This is a genomic window from Achromobacter sp. 18P8.1.1 (assembly GCF_057799415.1).
The window spans coordinates 104351-122211 of record NZ_JBYOKH010000009.1 but is presented as its reverse complement, the minus strand read 5'-3'; the positions used below and the strand labels follow the sequence as shown (position 1 = coordinate 122211).

At 63.9% G+C, this 17861-nt stretch carries 17 protein-coding genes; 8 read left to right on the top strand and 9 right to left on the bottom strand.

Features of this window, described 5'->3' with window-relative positions:
* Positions 1-87 precede the first annotated feature (87 nt).
* From AC27VE_RS08795 to AC27VE_RS08785, 3 genes are all read right to left on the bottom strand, one after another.
* Entirely contained in the window at positions 88-2490 is a 2403-nt protein-coding gene (locus AC27VE_RS08795) for a TonB-dependent siderophore receptor (protein ID WP_488703617.1), read from the bottom strand.
* A 237-nt stretch (positions 2491-2727) separates the two neighbouring features.
* Positions 2728-3714, bottom strand: coding sequence for a FecR family protein (locus tag AC27VE_RS08790; RefSeq protein ID WP_488703616.1), 987 nt, complete (start codon positions 3712-3714; stop codon positions 2728-2730).
* 12 nt (positions 3715-3726) lie between these two features.
* A complete protein-coding gene (locus AC27VE_RS08785) occupies positions 3727-4230 on the bottom strand; it encodes a sigma-70 family RNA polymerase sigma factor (RefSeq protein WP_488703615.1) in 504 nt (167 codons plus the stop codon).
* Positions 4231-4549: 319 nt separating this feature from the next.
* Here AC27VE_RS08785 and AC27VE_RS08780 point away from each other — a divergent pair, with 319 nt between their 5' ends.
* Positions 4550-5476, top strand: coding sequence for an alpha/beta fold hydrolase (locus tag AC27VE_RS08780; protein ID WP_488703614.1), 927 nt, complete (start codon positions 4550-4552; stop codon positions 5474-5476).
* A 72-nt stretch (positions 5477-5548) separates the two neighbouring features.
* Here AC27VE_RS08780 and AC27VE_RS08775 read toward each other — a convergent pair whose 3' ends face one another.
* The gene (locus tag AC27VE_RS08775) at positions 5549-6436 is read right to left on the bottom strand and encodes a LysR family transcriptional regulator (protein ID WP_488703613.1); all 888 of its coding nucleotides are present in this window, start codon (positions 6434-6436) and stop codon (positions 5549-5551) included.
* Between the two features lie 274 nt (positions 6437-6710).
* On the opposite strand from AC27VE_RS08775, the gene AC27VE_RS08770 reads away from it, so the two are divergent.
* The 3 genes from AC27VE_RS08770 to AC27VE_RS08760 all read left to right on the top strand — a co-directional run bounded on the left by AC27VE_RS08770 (position 6711) and on the right by AC27VE_RS08760 (position 9636).
* Positions 6711-7364, top strand: coding sequence for a hydrolase (locus AC27VE_RS08770; protein ID WP_488703612.1), 654 nt, complete (start codon positions 6711-6713; stop codon positions 7362-7364).
* A gap of 102 nt (positions 7365-7466) precedes the next feature.
* Positions 7467-8471: an NAD(P)-dependent oxidoreductase gene (locus tag AC27VE_RS08765; protein ID WP_488703611.1), complete on the top strand. Its 1005-nt coding sequence runs from the start codon at positions 7467-7469 to the stop codon at positions 8469-8471.
* 37 nt (positions 8472-8508) lie between these two features.
* A complete protein-coding gene (locus tag AC27VE_RS08760) occupies positions 8509-9636 on the top strand; it encodes an MFS transporter (RefSeq protein ID WP_488703610.1) in 1128 nt (375 codons plus the stop codon).
* Here AC27VE_RS08760 and AC27VE_RS08755 read toward each other — a convergent pair.
* Positions 9633-10973 (bottom strand): carotenoid oxygenase family protein, encoded by a 1341-nt coding sequence (locus AC27VE_RS08755; protein ID WP_488703609.1) that lies wholly within the window; start codon positions 10971-10973, stop codon positions 9633-9635. The two genes, AC27VE_RS08760 and AC27VE_RS08755, sit on opposite strands and share 4 nt — an antisense overlap.
* 205 nt (positions 10974-11178) lie before the next feature.
* On the opposite strand from AC27VE_RS08755, the gene AC27VE_RS08750 reads away from it, so the two are divergent.
* Positions 11179-11625, top strand: coding sequence for a hypothetical protein (locus AC27VE_RS08750; protein ID WP_088589608.1), 447 nt, complete (start codon positions 11179-11181; stop codon positions 11623-11625).
* A gap of 105 nt (positions 11626-11730) precedes the next feature.
* Positions 11731-12330, top strand: coding sequence for a hypothetical protein (locus AC27VE_RS08745; RefSeq protein ID WP_488703608.1), 600 nt, complete (start codon positions 11731-11733; stop codon positions 12328-12330).
* Positions 12331-12359: 29 nt separating this feature from the next.
* Here AC27VE_RS08745 and argE read toward each other — a convergent pair whose 3' ends face one another.
* From argE to AC27VE_RS08725, 4 genes are all read right to left on the bottom strand, one after another.
* Positions 12360-13535, bottom strand: a complete 1176-nt coding sequence (argE, locus tag AC27VE_RS08740; protein ID WP_488703607.1) for an acetylornithine deacetylase — start codon at positions 13533-13535, stop codon at positions 12360-12362.
* Positions 13536-13582: 47 nt separating this feature from the next.
* Positions 13583-14548 (bottom strand): LysR substrate-binding domain-containing protein, encoded by a 966-nt coding sequence (locus tag AC27VE_RS08735; RefSeq protein WP_006227661.1) that lies wholly within the window; start codon positions 14546-14548, stop codon positions 13583-13585.
* A 174-nt stretch (positions 14549-14722) separates the two neighbouring features.
* Positions 14723-15394, bottom strand: coding sequence for a DUF1028 domain-containing protein (locus tag AC27VE_RS08730; protein WP_488703606.1), 672 nt, complete (start codon positions 15392-15394; stop codon positions 14723-14725).
* A 20-nt stretch (positions 15395-15414) separates the two neighbouring features.
* Positions 15415-15828, bottom strand: a complete 414-nt coding sequence (locus tag AC27VE_RS08725; protein WP_006227659.1) for a RidA family protein — start codon at positions 15826-15828, stop codon at positions 15415-15417.
* 317 nt (positions 15829-16145) lie between these two features.
* On the opposite strand from AC27VE_RS08725, the gene AC27VE_RS08720 reads away from it, so the two are divergent.
* Complete coding sequence (locus AC27VE_RS08720; protein WP_488703605.1) at positions 16146-16943, top strand: maleate cis-trans isomerase family protein; 798 nt, start codon at positions 16146-16148, stop codon at positions 16941-16943.
* A gap of 43 nt (positions 16944-16986) precedes the next feature.
* Positions 16987-17778 (top strand): transporter substrate-binding domain-containing protein, encoded by a 792-nt coding sequence (locus AC27VE_RS08715; RefSeq protein ID WP_424624991.1) that lies wholly within the window; start codon positions 16987-16989, stop codon positions 17776-17778.
* Positions 17779-17861: the final 83 nt, after the last annotated feature.

Here is a 17861-nt window from a genome sequence, read left to right as displayed (position 1 = left end):
GCCCCACGCGCAGACCAGCCTGAAGCGCAAAGCGCTGCCGGCCCGATCGTCGGGGCCAGCAGCGCTTCGCGCCATGTCCATCATCCTTTAGAAGGCGTATTTCATGGTCAACATGGCCTTCTGTGGAGAGCCATAGAACCCCTGGCCGTCTCCGGTTAGATCGAAGTACTTCCTGTCGAACAGGTTGCTGATATTCAGCTGCGCCGACAGATTCGGCGTGAACCGGTAGTTCGCCATCACGCTGGTCAGCAACACCGAGCCCTGTTCACGCCGGGCCTTCACCCCAGCCGACGTGGTCTGATCGATATAGACGCTGCTGCGCCATTGCACGCCGCCGCCCACCGTCAGCTTGCCCGACGTGCCCGGCACCAGGTAGGTCGTGAACAGGTGCGCAAGATTCTGAGGCCGGTAGGTATTGAAGCGATTGCCGTCGGCATCACGCACCAGCGCGCGCGAGAAGCCTGCCGACACCTGCCAGCCCGGATTCAATTCGCCAGACGCCTGCAGCTCGAAGCCTTCGCTGGTCAGCCCCTTGGCGCCGCGATAGGCAAACTCCGACGTGCCATCCACGAACCGCGAGCCATCGCGCTCGGCCACGTTGTCCTGTTCGATGCGGAACACCGAGAAAGAGGTGGTGAGCCTGCCTTCCAGATAGTCGGCCTTCAGCCCCGTCTCGTAGCTCTTGCCCTGGACAGGGTCGAGATACTTGCCGCTGGCGTCGCGATACGACTGTGGTTGGAAAATGTCGGTATAGCTGACGTAGCCGCTGTAGGTGTCGTTGAAGTCGTAGACCACGCCGGCATATGGCGTGAACTCCGTGTTGCGCATCGTATCGTCGCCGCTGTCGCGCACCCATCGGTTCTGCCGGCCACCGATAATCAGTTTGAGCGAGTCCGTGACAGCGAAACGCAGCGCGCCATAGGCCGCCGTCTGATGCGTCTTGTTCTTGCCTAACGTATTGAATTCGCCCCAGCCCGGATCCGGGTACGAGCCATCCCATTGGTAGATATTGCCCACCGGGCTGGTGTTAAGCGCCGGATAGTTGCCGTAGCGCAGCGTGGACTTGCTGCCGATGAGGCCAAACACGGCCTCATGCTGGCGTCCAAACAACTCGAAAGGCCCGCCCGCCTGGATCGAAGCGCTGTTCTGATCGAACTCCTGGTGCGAGCGGTTCAGCCAGACGTTCAAACCCAGGCCGGTGTCCCGATCCGGCTGCCCCAACAGATACAGCAGCTTCGAATCGTATTCGCTGTCGAGCCGGCTGACATTGGCGGTGACGTTCCAGCCATTGTCGAACTGGTGCTCTACCGACGCGTAGATCGTGTTGTTGGTGGTGCTCCAGCGCGTCCAGTCGGCGCCGATGCTGAAACCCCGTCGCCAGCTTGCCGGCGAGCCATCGCTGTACAGCATCGGCAGGCCGCCCCAAGTCACGTCGGTCGGCCGTTTGGCCTGATGCTCGATGCCCACGCGCACGGTGGTGTTGGCCGTCACATCTGCCTCAACCGTGGCCAGAAATGCCTGGTTGCGCGTGTGGTAGCGGTCCAGATACGAGTCGCGCTCTTCCATCATGCCCGCCACGCGGGCCCGCACCGAGCCTTCTGCATTGACCGGCGTGGACAAGTCGACCGTCGCGCGCCGGTCATCCCAGGAGCCGATGCCCAGACTGACCGCCCCCGTGAATTCCTTGCTGGTGGCGCGCTTGCGCACCACGTTGACGGATGCGCCGGGGTTGCCGGTACCCGTCATCAGCCCGGTCGCGCCGCGCACCACTTCCACCCGATCGTAAAGAACGGGATCGAAGTTCGACGTGCCGAAAAAGTCGTTCTGCGTCGCAATCGGCACGCCATCATAGGAATAGGTGTCGACGTAGAAGCCTCGCGAATGGATATCGGTGCGGTCAACGTCGGACGAGGTCGTCACCAGGCCCGTGACCGTCTTCAACGTTTCCCCCAGCGAGGTCAGGTTCAGATCTTCGATCTGCTGACGCGTGACCACGCTCACGGACTGCGGCGTTTCGCGCGGCGACAGGTGCAGACCGGTCGCCGCTGCTGTCGCGCGCACCGTATATGAACCCGTACCCTCGGTGGTAAGCGTGTTGCGCCCTTCCACCGTTACCGGCTCCAGTTGCGTCGCGTGGCTGGCCGACGGACGCGACAAGGTAATCGTGTTGCCCCGACGCTCGTACTCGAGGCCACTGCCCGCCAACAAGCGGCGCAGCGCCTCTTCTGGGGCCAGTGCGCCAGATACGGCCGGCGCCTGTATGCCGGCGACCAGATCCTGGGCATAGAAGATCTGCATCGAGGTCTGCCGCCCCAATTGCAACAGCGATTGTTCCAGCGGCTGCGCCGCGATGCTGATGTGCGCGTCGGGCGTCTGGGCTTGCGCCCCCGCCGGCGCGCCCCCCAGGGCCAGGGCCAATGACAAAGAAAGGGTGCCAAGCACGAAGGGCGTGCGTAACGCGCTCGTCTGGCGTGCAACTTCGGTTTTCACGGTGTTCCGTTCCAAATCAATCAAGCCGGCGTCTATGCGCCACAACCCTTGGCCAAGGTTTCTCCCGGAGCACGCGCCACATGGCAATGCATGCCCCCTCGTAGGAACAAACGAGCGGGCGAGGCAAACACCTCAATGAAAATGAAAACTATTTTGTAACAGCGGCGCGAAGCGACGGAGACCGATGGACGCGACCCGACGGGCGCAACCGATCCGCTCACCCGAAGGGCGCCCTTTTCAGCGTGGCAGGATCACGGCACTGCCGTCGGCTTGTTCGCGCACCTGAACCGGCGCCACGGCGGGCAGCGCGGCCAGAATGGCTTGCGGCTCATCGATATTGAAAACGCCGGCTACCCGATAGTCGCGCAGCGCAGGGGCATCGAGCGTGGCCGGGTGCTTGAGATAGCGGTTCATTTCGGCCACCACCTGAGCCAGCGGCGCGTTGCGGAACACGATCTTGCCTTGCCGCCACGCCAATACGTTTTCGATCTGCACCGGCGTCACCGCGCTTAACTGCCCTGCCCCATCGCGTTCGACCGCCTGCCCGGCGCTAAGCTGCCTCTCGGTCCTGTTCCACCAGGCACCCGCGCTGACCTGCACCGAGCCGGATTCCACCGCCACCCGAGAATCATCCGGGCGCACGTCGAAACGCGTGCCGGTCACGGTCACCGTCACCGCCGGCGCATGCACGACGAACTTGCGCTCGGCATCGTGCTGAACCGCAAAAAAAGCTTGGCCTGACGTCAGCGTGATATCACGCCGTCCTTCGAAAAAAGCCACCTCCAGGCGCGTATTCACGTTCAGGCTGACCACCGATCCATCCGGCAGCGTCACCTCGCGCCGTTCACCTGCCTGGGTGTCGAAGGCGGCGCGATAGGACGGCGCCTCGCTGCTCAGCAATGGCACCGTCACCGCAGCCACGGCCACCATCGCGCAAGCGGCGGCCCACCACCCGAATACACGTCGACGCGGTGGCGGCGCGCCCCCTGTGGCAGCACGGCTTGCGGCCAGCATCGCGCGCAGCTCCTGCGGCGGCAGCTGCTGCGTCGCCTGCCATAGATGCTCAATCTTGCGGTAAGCCTCATCGTGCAAGGGATCCGCGCGGCGCCAGGCCGCACAGGCGTCGATCTCGTCGTGCGTGGCCTCTCCTGACCGCACACGCGCAAACCACTGCGCCGCGCGGGCGCGCAGTTCGTCGGCAGAGGTGTCGTCTTGAGGGCTCATGGGGAACACATCTTAATCGGACGGCGCATGGTGTTTCAGCCTTTCGCCAATGTGCTGCAACGCCCGGATCATGTGCTTTTCGACCATGCTGCGCGAAATACCCATATCCTCCGCGATCTCGGCATGGCTCCAGCCTTCCAACCGGTGCTGCAGATAGACCCGCTGACAGGCGGGCGGCAATTCTTGCAGCGCCGCCATCAGTGCAGTCAACAGTTCACTGGTGTAGTACGCGGACTGCCCGTCTGCCACAGTCGGATGCTCATGCTCTGCCAGTTCATCCAGCGCACGGAACGGGATGATCCCGCGACGCCGGTGTCGGTCGATCACGCCATTGGCTATGCCACGCGCCAGATAGGAGCGCGGTTCCTCAATATCCACGATGCCGCGTTCAAGCAGCTCCACCGCCACGTCTTGAATGGCATCTTCGCCATCCGGCGAATTCTTGTTGCGCCACGCGCCAAGCAACTCGCGGTAATGGGCGAGCCAGCCTTGCTTGCGCTTGAGCGATGCAGACATGCGGGGCGGACGAGGATCGGGAAGACGCGAATAATAACAACAATTCTCATTCTTATACGTGCATCTTCCAAGCGCTGACACGTGCCAAGAGTTCCGAGCGATGCCCCCCATGCCTGAAGGGTGCATATTGGCGGCAACCCCGCACATGTCGATTCGGCAGAAAGCACTCCATTCCAGGCGGTCCGCAGATCCGCCTACGATCGCTTCCGGCATTAACGGACGCCCGCCGTTTGGCTACAGCCAAATATCTTCAGCGTGCGGCACGGCGAAGCCTCACAATATATCGGGCGGATCTGGTCCTGAATATTGGAGTTTCGATATGAAAAGTCGCTTTTCGTTCGTGCTGGCGCTGTTGACTGGATTGCTGTGCATCGCCAATGCCGCGGCACAACCGGCCTTTCCAAGCAGTTTCAAGAATCGGACCGTTACCATGGCGGACGGTGCGAGCATTTTCGTCCGCTCTGGTGGGGCCGGCCCCGCCGTGGTGCTCATCCATGGGTTCGGCGACACGGGCGACATGTGGGCCCCGCTAGCGCAAGAACTCGCGAAGACGCACCTGGTGATCGTGCCGGACCTCCGCGGCATGGGCAAATCGTCAAAGCCCGCCGGCGGCTACGACAAGAAGTCACAGGCGGTCGACATACGCACGGTCGTGACGGCGTTCAAGCAGGACAAGACCGCCGTCGTCGGCCATGACATTGGCACGATGGTCGCCTATGCGTATGCGGCGAGCTATCCCGACAAGGTCGACAAACTTGTCGTGATGGACGCCCCCGTGCCAGGCATCGCGCCTTGGGACCAGATCATCCTGTGGCCGGCGCTGTGGCACTTCAACGCCGGCGGCCCCGATTTCGAGCGTCTGGTCGCCGGCCGCGAACGCATCTATCTGGACCGGTTCTGGAACGAGTTTGCCGGCACGCCTTCAAAAATCGACGAAGCGACGCGACGGCACTACACCAAGCTTTATTCCCAGCCGGGCGCCATGCGCGCCTCCTTCGCGCAGTTCAACGCGATCGCCAAGAGCGATGTCGCTGACAACATCGCATTCTCCAAAACCAAGCTCGGCATGCCAGTGCTTGCCATCGGTGGCGAGAAGTCCTTCGGCGACAACATGGCGATTGTCATGCGCAATGCGGCGACCAATGTGCGCGGAGAAGTCGTGCCAGGTGCCGGGCACTGGTTGATGGAAGAGAGCACCGGCGCCACGGTCGGGTTGATCGCCAGATTTCTGACCACGTCGCAATAGCGCTGTCAGCGCACATCTGCCACGGTTTCTTCATAACGTACGAGGCGTCGCTTCCGCCCCCTTCCCTCCACCTCAGCTCCCCGCAAAATGCGGCGACGGCCCGAAATGTTCGATCAACAGCTCCGTCAAGACACGTATCTTTCGTGCGGGATGCTGGCCCGGCGGGCGGATCACGTAGGCGCCGGCAGGTGGCGGGGGATAACGGGTCATGATGGGCACCAGCGCACCGGAGGCCACGTAGTCATGGGTGAGGCAATCGGGCAGATAAGCGACCCCGAGCCCGGCCGTCGCGGCGGCGACCAAGGCCGCGCCGTTGTCGGCCTTGAAGCGCCCTTGCGGGCGGACCGTGATGGTCTTGTCGCCATCCATGAACTGCCAGGTCTCGGTGCCCTGCATAAGGGCCTCATGCGCGGCGAGTTGGTCTGGCGCCTCGGGCGCCCCATGCGCCTGGATGTAGCGGGGGCTGGCGAGCAGCTTGCCGTGAATGGGACCAACGCGCCGTGCGATCAGGTTGGAGTCCTGCAGATAGCCCACCCGTATCGCACAGTCGTACCCTTCAGCGATGAGATCAACGAAGCGATCGCTGTAGCAGGTCTGGACATGAAGCCTGGGGTGGCGTCGCGCCAACTCCGCGACCACCGGCGCAAAATGCGTCAGGCCGAACGACACCGGCACGGCGACTCGCAAGCGGCCATGCAGCTCGCCGGCGGGCACGATCGTTTCCCGGGCGATATCGATCTCAGCGCAGGCCCTGGCCGCATGGTCCCGGAAAATCGCCCCGGCCTCGGTAAGCGCTGCCCCGCGTGTGGTTCGCGCAAGCAACTGGACGCCAAGCTCCGTTTCCAAGCGCAGCAACCGACGGCTGACGATCGATTTGGAAATGCCTAGTCTAAGCGCAGCGGGCGATACGCCGCCCGCATCGGCGACTTCGATGAAGGTCTGAAGTTCTTCGATATCCAATTTGCGTGGCTCCCCGTTTTGCGACGCAGTTCGCCGCAGGATAGCACTACGTGACCCGCGTCGAATCAGCCTGCTCCGCGTTGCGGCAGCCTACCGTGGTGGTGTTCCCGTTTGTGCGACACAGCTTGCCTTGGAACGGAACTACCGCATCAAGATGCGCGAAAACATAATGCGGGATCCGGGCAACGTCGCCACAAGCGCACGCTTTCCGGAAGGCACTTGCAGCGCGACTCGCAATGCAATCTTCGCAACCACAGCAAACCAGGGATCACTAATGACTTTTCGTAATGGCCTCGATTCGCTTCTCCGTCCTGAGGATTCGGTACTCGTCCTGATCGACCACCAGCCTTATCAACTCACCAACCTGAACAGCCACGACCCGCATGCCGTGGTCAACAACTCGACGGCGTTGACAAAGGCCGCCAAGGTCTTCGGCGTGCCCACGATTCTGACGAGCGTGATCGCGGCGCGGGGCGGTGTCATCTTTCCCCAGATCACCGATGTGTTTCCCGGCCAGGAAGTCATAGATCGCACGTTCATCAACACGTGGGAAGACAAAAAAGTGGTCGACGCGGCCAAGGCCACAGGCCGCAAGCAGTTGATCATCGCCGGGCTGTGGACGGAGGTCTGCGTCGCAATGCCAGCGATCCAGGCGGCGGGCGAAGGTTGGGATGTGACGGTCGTCACCGATGCCTCCGGCGGCGTGTCGGTCGAAGCGCACGAAGTCGCCCTCCAACGCATGGCGGCGGCCGGCGTGAATCTGATGACGTGGATGGCGGTGGCCGCCGAGTGGCAACGCGACTGGGCGCGCGCCGACACCGCCGCCGGGCTGACCGACATCCTCGTTCAGCATGCCGCCGGTAGCGGCATTGCCTATCTGTGGGAACAGCAGTTGCTGAACACGCCGGTACCCGCCACGGCAGGCTGATCGTGCCGGGGGATGACCCGTTCGCTAGCACCGCATGTTCCAGGGTGCGGCTTGGTCATCCCTTGCACGCCTGCGCCGGGGCCCACGTCCGGAGGTACCTTGATGACAAAACCTGTTTTGTTGATGGGCGGTACAGGCGCTATCGGCCGCTTGAGCGCAGGCGCACTGCGCGCCGTCTACCCTGATGTGCCGCTGCTGATCGGCGGGCGCGACGCGGTAAAAAGTGCCCAAGCCGCGAGCGACTTGGGTAACGCCGAGGGGGTGGCGATTGACCCCAGCGCAGAAGACCTTGGCCTGCGTGATCGCCCGGTAGCAGCCGTCGCGGTGTTTTACGCGGATGATCGACTGGCCGGACTGCGCTACGCGCAAGGTCGCAACCTGCCCCACCTGGGCATTTCTTCCGGCATCTATGAAATCGCCCCCGAAGTCGCGGCGTTTATGCAGGCGCCCGACGCTGGCGCGATCGTGCTGGGCTACGAATGGCTGGTGGGCGCCACGACAATCGCTACGTTCGCGTGCGCGAAAGCCTACGCGCAGCTGCACGACATCAAGATCGGTGCGCTTGTCGATGAGCAGGATGGCGGCGGCCCCGCCGTCGCCGAGGATTTCGAGCGCCTGAACCGCATGATGCCCGCGGCACTGACGCGTCGGGACGGCCGTTATATCTGGCGCGATGAAGACGATGCCAAAGCCGAATTCCGCGCCATCGATGGCACGACGATGCAAGGGACCGGCTTCTCGTCTATCGATGTTGCCGGCCTGGCGGCCGCAACCGGGGCGCCGAACGTGCAGTTCAACATCGCGACCGGAATCAGTTCGTCCCGGCGTCGCGGCGAACCAAAATCGACGGAAATCATCATCGAACTGTCAGGCAAGGATCATGACGGGCTAGCGCAGCACACGCGCCATGCCGTCGTCCATCCGCGCGGCGCCGCCCACCTGACCGCACTGGGCGTCAGCATGATTCTTGAGCGGCTGGCGGGCCTGGACGGCAATACGCCGACCCCGGCCGGCTTGTATTTCCCCTTCCAAGTCATCGATCACCGCACATATCTGTCTCGCTTGCAGGCCGAAGGCGGAAGTCTCGTTTCGTTGGATGCCGAGTGACGCCGGCGCCAGGTCTGACCCTGGTACGGACGAGCCCATGAACCCGGGGCTTAAGCTGGGTGCAACGGGCTTCGCGCTGATCGCCGTCTGCTACGGGTTTGCCCGCTTCGCGTTCGGGTTGTTTCTGCCCCGGATCGATGCGGACCTGACTTTGTCGTCGACCTTGAGCGGGTTGATTTCAGGCGCGGCGTTCCTGACATATTGCATTGCGGTCACGCTGTCCGCGTGGCTGACCGAACGAATCGGCGCGCGCGCTGTGGCCATCGGCGCCGCGCTGATCGCAGCAGCAGGCATGGCGGGCATCGCGGCAGCGCCCTCGCCCGCCTGGCTTGCCGGCGCCGTCATGCTGGCCGGATCAAGCACGGGGCTGGCTTCGCCGCCGCTGGCGGCGGCAGTGGCTGCGGCAGTCAGGCCCGATCGGCAGGACGCGACCAACACGATCATCAACGCCGGCACCGGTGCAGGCGTTGCCTTGTCGGGCGCCGTGGCGCTAATGATGGGCGACCTATGGCGCTTTGCGTTCGCGGGGTTTGCCGCCGCCGCGATCGCCCTGGCATTCGCCGTGGCGCTGACCCTGCCGCGAAGCCCACCCCGTACGACAACAAGCGCGCATGGCATGCCATCGCTTGACGGCGTGCTCCGGCGCCTGGTGTTGGCGGCGTTCCTCGCGGGCGCGGCCAGCACGGCGGTCTGGTCCTTTGGCGGGCAACTTGTCGCCCTTCGACTCAACTGGGGCAGCACCGGCGCGGGCATGCTTTGGATCGCCATCGGCGCAGCCGGCATCGCAGGTGCAGGCGCCGGCCATTTGATCGCGCGGTTTGGCATCAACGGGGTGCATCGGGCGTTTCTGACGGCGATGGCGGCAAGCATTCTGCTGATCGGCGTCGAAGGCACTTCGACAGCCCTGACGCTAAGCGGCGGCGTGCTATTCGGTGCCGCCTACATCATGCTGACAGGGGTCTATCTGCTGTGGGGAGTGGCGGCGCTGCCCCATCGGCCCGCCACCGGCGTGACGATCGCGTTTCTGGCCCTGGCTATTGGCCAGACCGCAGGGGCCGCAGGCTTCGGGCTGCTGATGGACCGGCTGACGGCCCATTACGCCGTGATCGCTTTTGCGTGCCTTGCCCTGTCGGCCGGGGTGGCACGCGCTGACCCAGTGCCTTAACCCGTTCCATCCCCCCGTGGCAGCCACGCCCCATGGAACCCCGCCGGAATCCGCTGCGGCAACCGCACTGTCGCCAACGGCCCCGCATCCAGATCACGCCCATCCAGCACCACCACGTCACTGGTGTCGCTGGCCTGGCGATACACGCACGTGAGCACCCAGCCATCGTCCTCATCCCGCGCGCCGGGACGCGGCACGAACACCGGCTCGCTGTTCTGGTCGCCGGGCGGCACGCGATACTGCTGGGTCGGGCCGTTTTCCAGGTCGTAGCGCACCACGCCGCGCATTTCCACGTTGCTAGGCTGCTGCACCGCGTAGGCATAACGGTAAGGGCGCCCGGTGCGGCCCTCGTTGATGCGCGGCAATTCGATGCCGGCCTCGTCCCATTGCCGCTCGCTGACCCCGCCGCGCGCCAGATCGATCACATAACGCCACAGCACGCCCAAGGGGTTTTCTTCGAAGCCCGCGCCGCTGCGCGACACACGCAGGTATTCCGGGTAGCGCACCACATCCAGCACCAGCGTCGTGGCATCCAGATCGTACGCGTTCACCACGTGCAGGATGAAGCATGGCGCCACCTCGAACCAGCGTATCGGCCCGCCATGGCGCGCAATCACGCCCAGTCGCGACTGCCGTTCGTCGTGCCAGCGCAGCGGCATGCGGTAGCCGCGCGACAGCATGGAAAAGTCGTACGCGACGTTCAGGTCCAACAGGATGCTGTAGCGGCCGGTGATCGCCATGTCGTGCATCATCGACGGCGCAGGCACGTCGATCAGTTGGTCCAGCACCGGCTGGCCGTCGGCGTCCGCCACGCCATAGCGCAACCAGGGCTGTTCCCAGTGGGAACGGAAGCTCATCAACTCGCCGGTCACGGGGTCCACCTTCGGATGCGCGGTCATGCCGCCCGCCAGGCCTGGATGACGCCGGCTGGTTCCCAGAAAGTCCAACCCCGGCGTCATCGCCAGCGGCGCGCCGCCCTCGGCCAGCGCCAGCGTTTCACCGGCGTGGCGCAGCACGTTGACGTTGGGGTTGGTGTCAGGCAGGTCGGCGGCCAGATGCGGCGCATGTTCGCTCGCCCAGATCCGGGTGCGAGCCCAGCGGTTGCGGTAGCTTGCCGCCCGGCCCTCCCGGAATTCAATGGCGTGCAGCATCGCCGGCTGGGGCCACCACGACAGCACGTCATTGCCCTCGAAGCGCCCGCGCAGCGGATTGGGGCCGTTGCGCACCAGCATCCCTTCCAGCTCGGGCGGCAGCGCGCCCTCCACGGGCAGGTCCATCAAGTCGATTTCATTGGACAGCGGCGCGGTGGCGCCAGCGTTCAAATCGAATGAGCTCATCGTTGCATCCTTGATCGCGATAATCGCTGGACGCATTTTTACCCGGATTAAATTAATCCGTCAATATTACCCGGATATAAATAAGCAAAAAATAAGCCCGGCAAGGTCCATACCCCATCTTGGGTATGGATGAGCGGGACTCGGTACCCATAGGCCAAGCTAGACTGAAAGGGTCAGGCTCCCCATCACCTGAATGGAGTTTTTCATGAAAAAGTCCATCTTCCCCGGGGCGGCTCCCCTAGTTCTTTATTGCCTTTGCGCGACCGCACAGACCGTGACGCCGATGAACGGCCAGTCTGCCGAATTGACTCAGCAAGACGTCGCCGCATGCCAATCGCAAGCTGGCGGGACAGGCAACGCCGCGCCGCCGCCATCCGGCGGCCGTGCCCGAGGCGCGGCGACCGGAGCGGTTGCCGGCGCGGCGGTCGCGGGCGTACGTAGCAATCAACACGAAGCGCTCTCTGACCGCGTCGACGACGACGTCAAGCAAGACTATCGACAAGAGAAGGCGAAAAACGCCGCGGTGGCCGGCGCAGTGGTGGGCGGATCCCGCCAGCGCCAGGATCGGCGCGAAACGGCGCAAACCAACGCCGCCGCGTCTTCGGCCTACACGAGTTGCATGCAACAACGCGGGTATCAGGTCACGCCTTGAGTCATCATCAATCCTTTCCCTGAACGGAAGCCGTTCGCAAAAAGGACAGGACCCGCCTCCATAAAGCGATACCATCTCGGACACCGCCAGGAGCCGGAGCCCGGGATGGGAACCAACAAAACGCGCCAGTTGGGCGTATTCATGACCGCTGACGACGAAGTGGCGTTCTTCCATGCGCTTCACACTCGATTGCCGGCGATTCGCTGCATCGATGTGTCCCAACAAACTCATACCGCCACGCCCGTGTATGGGACTGATATTTCCGCCTGCGCGGGCCGCCTCGTCACGCTGGTCGATTCAGACCTCGTTCCAGAATCCGACTTTCACGCGCGGTACGTGGTTCGCCATCCCGGTGGCGATCACTGGATATACGCCATCGTTGGGCGCGGGCTGATCAACCTGCTGCGCGCCACGCCAGCGAACTATGCGCCCGACTGCCTGCTGAACGGCGAACTTCGCGCCACCATCCCGGCGTCTGACACCGAGACCGCTGCGCTTGCTGACATCGCCTTCGATACTGCGGCGCAGGCGCACAAGGTCTACGGCTTGGACCTTGCCAATGGCGAGGCCGCGCGCCGCGCCGAGCGCAAGCTGATAGCCTGGCCGGACGCCGCCGCGCGATTCAATGGCAGCGATGGCCGCTATCTGACTAACCACACCGAAGCGTGGTTCGTGGCGCGTGCGGCAGGCAACAGGCGCCACTGAATCCTCTAGTGAAGATCCGGATCCCGGCTTTACGCCATCAGATACTGCGTCAGCTTCTCCATCATGGCATCGCACGCTTCCAGCTGCGATAGCTCGACGTACTCGTCGGCCTTGTGCGCCACTTCGATGCTGCCCGGTCCACAGATCAGCACCGACGTCTGCGCCCACAGCTGCTGGAACAACCCGCCCTCGGTGCCGAAAGCGGCTTTGACGAGCGGCGTGTCCGGCGGCAGCCACGAGGCCAGCAGCGTGACGGCCTCCGAGTCGTCCGCCGTGGCAAGGCCGGGATAGGTATTGACGGTCGTGACCTGGGGCGGCTCGGCATCGGGCCGGGCGCCCGCGGCGCGCATTTTCGTTCTGGTAAGCGCCAGCACCCGCTCCAGGATCTGGTTCGGGTCATCCTGCGCGACGTTGCGGATCTCGAAATTGACTTCACATTCTGCGGGCACGATGTTCAGCGCCGTGCCGCCCTTGATAGTGCCCGCATGCACTGTCGTGTACGGCACGTCATAGCCGGGCTCGCGCGGCCCGCGTTCGGCAAGGTCGTGCTGCACGTCGCGCAAGGCGCTGATCAGATCGCTGGCCGTGTGGATGGCATTGACAAAATGGGGCGCCAGCCCCGAGTGGCCCGCCTGGCCGCAGCACAAGGCCCGGTAGGCCGCTTTGCCCTTGTTGCCGGTGCCGATCTTCATCAGCGTGGGTTCACCCACGACGCAGAGCAGCGGAGCCGGTTCCATGTGTTCCAGCGCCCGCAGCATATGGCGCACACCCACGCAGCCGATTTCCTCATCGAACGACAGCGCCAGATGCAAGGGACGCGCAAGCGGCTGGCGGGCGGCGCGGATCATGGCCATCACGGCGCAGGCGACGAAGCCCTTCATGTCTGCGCTGCCCCGCCCATAAATGCGCCCATCGCGCAGGGTTGCCTCGAAGGGCGGCGAGGTCCAGGGCTGGCCCGTCACGGGGACCACATCGGTGTGGCCCGAGAGCAGGATGCCGGGCACATCCAGTGGGCCCACGGACGCGTACAGATTGCTGCGCCCGGCGTCCTGCGGGTCCGCCACCAGCGTGGACGCGATGCCGGCCTGCGCCAGCAATTCCCGCACACGCTCGATGAGTTCGATGTTCGGCGTCAGCGTGACGGATTGGAACGCGAGCAATTCGCGCAATAGGTCTGGACTGTTGTCCGGAGTCGGTTTGTTCATGACATGGGCCTGCAAGACTGTGGAAGGCGGCGGGGCGCGCCGTCCGTTCATTTGTTTTCGGGAAGCACGTAAGGATCGAAGAAACTGCCTTCGCTCATGCCGGGAATGTATTGATCCGAGATATAGGAGCGGCAGCGCTGCATGAACACCTCGGTCAGGCGCGACGGCTTCATCGGCTTGTAGGTCGTCAGGCCTAGCAGCATGGGGCGGTGTTCACCCACGAGGCGCAGCCGTACCAGCCGCTTGCCATCCAGCGCTTGCGTGGACTTTGGCCGCACGTTGAACAAGGCATAGCCGATCCCGTTGGCCACCATGGACCGCACCACTTCCTCCGAGCGCGAACGCGCCACGATGTTCGGCTCAAGTCCGACCTTCGCGAACAGGGACATGAAGTAGTCACGGCTTAAAGGCAGGTCCAGCAACACCATGGGCAGGCGGGCCAGGTCCTCCAGCGTCACCGCGATCTGCTGCGAAAGCGGATGCAGTTCGCTGACCACCACATGCGGCGGCAGGCGCGCCAGTGCCTCGAACGATATCTCGTCGCCCAGCCTCAGGTCGTAGCTCAGCGCGACGTCGATCTCCAGCGTATGCAGCTTGTCGATCAGCAACTGCTGGTCTCCTTCGACCATATGCAGCTCGACCTTGTCGAATGCACGCGCGAAGCCGAAGATCACCTCGGGCGCAATCATGGCCGTGAGCGACTGAAAGCAGCCCACGCGCAAGGCGCCCTGGATCGCATTGCTGGAGACGGACGCGATCTTGTAGAGGCGGGACGCGCGGTCGAGCAGGTCTTCGCATTCGCTCATGACCTGTTGGCCTAGCACCGTCAGGGCCAGGCCCTTGGACGGATGCCGGACGAACAACTGCACGTCCAACTCGGTTTCGACATGTGCGATGGCGGCCGAAATCGAAGGCGCCGAAATGTGGATCTGGCTGGATGCCGCGGCGATACTGCCATGCTTGGCCGTGGCGACGAAGTACTCCATCTGGCGCAGCGAAATGCGATTGAGCATAGTCCGAAGTGAGAAAACAGGAGCAGGCTGGAGGGAGATGGCGTTCCGGCTGGCGGACCGTCACCGTGGCCCGGCGCCGGCATGCGCCGCACCGAGGAAAAGTGTCCCACTATGCCCGGACAGCGGGCAGGACGCTCCTCGGGTTTTCTCGCACTCGCCAACTTCCACAGCCTGTCACAGATTGCCAGGCACGCCAAAACTTGGCGCGGCGCGCGGATCCCGGGCGCGGGTAACGTAGTCCTGGATCTGGGGCTCATAGACCTTCCAGGCCTCGTAAAGCGTCTCGACGGGGCATTGCTCCACCCAGTCCATGCGCAGGTCGACGATAGGCCAATCCAGCTCCGCCACCACCAGCAGCCCGGCCGAATGCACCGGCCCCTCTTCGCCGCCCGCCGCCTGCCCCGCCAGCATGGCCTGCATCAGGCGTTCAGCCAGCGAACCCGGCGTCTTCTCGAACGCCGACAGCATGGCGGCGGGCACATCCAGCGACGCCAGCATATTGCCCGCGCACGCGGCGTGCTCGCCCTTCGCGCTGGCCAGGCGGCCCAGCGCGTTCGACCCGGTGAAGATGGCCGGCGCCTGCGTGGCGTCGATGGCCATCAGTTGCCGGTAGCTGATGAAAGGACGTTCGGCCAGGGACTGCAGCGCGCGTTCGGGTGAGAGGCCCTGGCCCATCGCGTCAAGGATCAGCGGCCCAAGGGCGGGGTCGGTGATGTTCTGGCTGACCGCCGCGCCGACGCCTGCGCGCGCGCGGACGCAACGCGCCGCGACCGCAGGTGACGACGATGAGACGGCCGCGCCGAATTGGCCTGTGGCCGGACAACGGGCAATGATCGAAAAAGTCATGACCTGGGCCTCCTGAGGCGTCAATCCGGAATAACAGCAGTCGCGTCGATTTCCACCAGCCATTCGGGGCGCGCCAATGCCGACACCACGATGCCGGTGGACACGGGGAACACGCCCTTGAGCCACTTGCCGACCACAAGATAGACGGCCTCGCGATAACGGGGATCGATGATGTAGATCGTGATCTTGCAGATGTCCTGCAGTTCGCCGCCGGCTTCCTTGAGCAGCATGTCGATGTTCTTCATCGCCTGCTCAGCCTGGCCGGTGGCATCGCCGATGCAGACGCTCTCGGACGTGTCCAGGTTCTGGCCGATCTGCCCGCGCAGGAAGACGGTGCTGCCGCGCGCGACGACGGCCTGGCACAGATCGTTGTCGAGTTTCTGTTCCGGGTAGGTTGCCTTGGTATTGAAGGTGCGTATGCGCTTGTGCTTCATGGCTCGACTCATTATTAGGGTTTATCCGGGGACCCTGCGTCTGCCTGGCAAGCGGCATCGCATAAGGCCGTGACCTGCCCGCTGATGGTCGGCTCAAGCGGGGCGGCAGCCTATTTGTTTTTTCCGGCGTCCCGTCTCGGAAATCCTGACGCGGGCGGCGCCCCCGGCAATGCGCCCTCACCATGGCTTGGGACGCCTCGCCCGGCCATCAGGAAAATCGATCCATGCCAACGGAAAAGGCGACTTGGTCGCTCGGACCCCGTCTCTCATCATTGGTTTTCGCTGGCCGAAGCAACCTCTTTTTGCAGGGAAACCGGATGAACACCGCCTCAACGCCCCTACCCACCGCCTACCCCCGATTCCGCTACGACGGCTCTGGCGATCTTGCCCGCATCGGGCTGATCTACATCGCCTCCAGCGTCGTGATGGAAGAAGAAATGTGGGCCATGTCCGGTCCGGGGGTTTCCACCCATACCGCGCGCATCAAGCTGCCCAAGGTCACCGTGCAGGGCATCGAGGAAATGATGAACGCGCCGGAACTCGAACAGGCCGCGCGCCTGGCCGGCGCGGCCCCCATCGACGTGTTGCTGTTCGGCGGAACCAGCGCCTCGTTTCTGCACGGCACCGCCTACGACCAGGCGCTGATCCAGAAGCTGCGGCAATGGGTGCCAGGGCCGCAGATCACCACGGCGTCCACCGCCACGCTCGCGGCCTTGAAGCAGGTGAAGGCGGGCAAGGTTGCGCTGGCCACGCCGTATCTGCCGGAAATCCATGAGCGCGCCATCCGCTTTCTGCAGGAAAACGGCCACGAGGTCGTCAAGAGCGCCTGCCTGGGCATTTCGGATGACCATGCGCTGGCCGAGGTGTCGCTAGAGAAGGTCTACGACCATGTGATCTCGGTCGACCACCCCGATGCCACCGCCATCTTCGTTTCGTGCACCAACTTCCGGACCGCCGGGGCCATCGAGGCGCTGGAACAGAAACTGGGCAAGCCGGTGATCTCGGCCATCCAGGCCTCGTTCTGGCACTGCCTGGAACTTACCGGCGCGGCAGGCGCCAAGCCCGGTTACGGGTCGCTGTTCAACGCCCACCTGACCAAGGCCAACACGATGTAAGCACTTCGCCACGGCGGATAACCAATAAGCAAGGGGAAAAAAGATGCATCTGCACAAAACCATCACGGCGCTGACACTCGCAAGCGCCTCGTTATTCGTCCTGGCGCCGGCCCACGCCGAGAAGCTGGTACTTGGCAACGAGGGAAGTTATCCCCCGTTCAGCATGGTCGATCCCTCGGGTCGCCTGACGGGCTTCGAACCCGACCTGGCGCGCGAAATGTGCAAGCGGATGAAAGTCGATTGCGAAATCGTCGTCATGGACTTCAAGGCCCTGATTCCAGCACTGCTGCAGAAAAAGCTGGACGCCGTGGTCAGCCAGACCAAGCCGCTGCCGGAACGCAAGGAAAAGGTGCTGTTTGGCCGCCCGGTGCTGTTCAATCCGGATTCCTACGTGGTGCCGGAAGCGAAGAACTACACCTTCACGCCCGAAGGGCTCAAGGGCGTGCGCATCGGCCTGCAACGCGGGTCGGCGCAAGCCAAATACGTGTCCGAGACGTTCGGCAGCGGGGTGCAGATCGTGTTCTACGACAACCCCGACCAGATCCGGCTAGACCTGGCCAACGGGCGGCTGGACATGAGCCTGGGTCCCAAGATCAGCTGGACCAACGAGTTCCTGTCCAAGCCCCAGGGCAAGGGCTGGAAATTCGCGGGTGGCGACTTGTGGACCGGTGGCGGCGAAGCCGGCTCAAGCTGGATTGCCCGCAAGGACGGCGGCGAACTGCTCAACCGCATGAACGCCACGCTGGACACCATCATCAAGGACTGCACCTTCACCAAGCTGCGCAAACCCTATATGGAAGTGGAGCTCCTGCCCGAGGAAGCGGCCTGCCGCTAGCCGCATACCCGCACCCCGCCTGGGCCGCCCGCCATGAGGGCGGTGGATCAGGCGGCGTGTTTCATACGCTTGCCAGGGCCTGC

What these genes read in the sequence shown, in the direction of transcription:
- AC27VE_RS08790 (WP_488703616.1), bottom strand. Translation starts at nt 3,714, where the DNA reads ATGAGCCCTCAAGACGACACCTCTGCCGACGAACTGCGCGCCCGCGCG.
- AC27VE_RS08785 (WP_488703615.1), bottom strand. Translation starts at nt 4,230, where the DNA reads ATGTCTGCATCGCTCAAGCGCAAGCAAGGCTGGCTCGCCCATTACCGC.
- AC27VE_RS08780 (WP_488703614.1), top strand. Translation starts at nt 4,550, where the DNA reads ATGAAAAGTCGCTTTTCGTTCGTGCTGGCGCTGTTGACTGGATTGCTG.
- AC27VE_RS08770 (WP_488703612.1), top strand. Translation starts at nt 6,711, where the DNA reads ATGACTTTTCGTAATGGCCTCGATTCGCTTCTCCGTCCTGAGGATTCG.
- AC27VE_RS08765 (WP_488703611.1), top strand. Translation starts at nt 7,467, where the DNA reads ATGACAAAACCTGTTTTGTTGATGGGCGGTACAGGCGCTATCGGCCGC.
- AC27VE_RS08760 (WP_488703610.1), top strand. Translation starts at nt 8,509, where the DNA reads ATGAACCCGGGGCTTAAGCTGGGTGCAACGGGCTTCGCGCTGATCGCC.
- AC27VE_RS08755 (WP_488703609.1), bottom strand. Translation starts at nt 10,973, where the DNA reads ATGAGCTCATTCGATTTGAACGCTGGCGCCACCGCGCCGCTGTCCAAT.
- AC27VE_RS08750 (WP_088589608.1), top strand. Translation starts at nt 11,179, where the DNA reads ATGAAAAAGTCCATCTTCCCCGGGGCGGCTCCCCTAGTTCTTTATTGC.
- AC27VE_RS08745 (WP_488703608.1), top strand. Translation starts at nt 11,731, where the DNA reads ATGGGAACCAACAAAACGCGCCAGTTGGGCGTATTCATGACCGCTGAC.
- argE (WP_488703607.1), bottom strand. Translation starts at nt 13,535, where the DNA reads ATGAACAAACCGACTCCGGACAACAGTCCAGACCTATTGCGCGAATTG.
- AC27VE_RS08735 (WP_006227661.1), bottom strand. Translation starts at nt 14,548, where the DNA reads ATGCTCAATCGCATTTCGCTGCGCCAGATGGAGTACTTCGTCGCCACG.
- AC27VE_RS08730 (WP_488703606.1), bottom strand. Translation starts at nt 15,394, where the DNA reads ATGACTTTTTCGATCATTGCCCGTTGTCCGGCCACAGGCCAATTCGGC.
- AC27VE_RS08725 (WP_006227659.1), bottom strand. Translation starts at nt 15,828, where the DNA reads ATGAAGCACAAGCGCATACGCACCTTCAATACCAAGGCAACCTACCCG.
- AC27VE_RS08720 (WP_488703605.1), top strand. Translation starts at nt 16,146, where the DNA reads ATGAACACCGCCTCAACGCCCCTACCCACCGCCTACCCCCGATTCCGC.
- AC27VE_RS08715 (WP_424624991.1), top strand. Translation starts at nt 16,987, where the DNA reads ATGCATCTGCACAAAACCATCACGGCGCTGACACTCGCAAGCGCCTCG.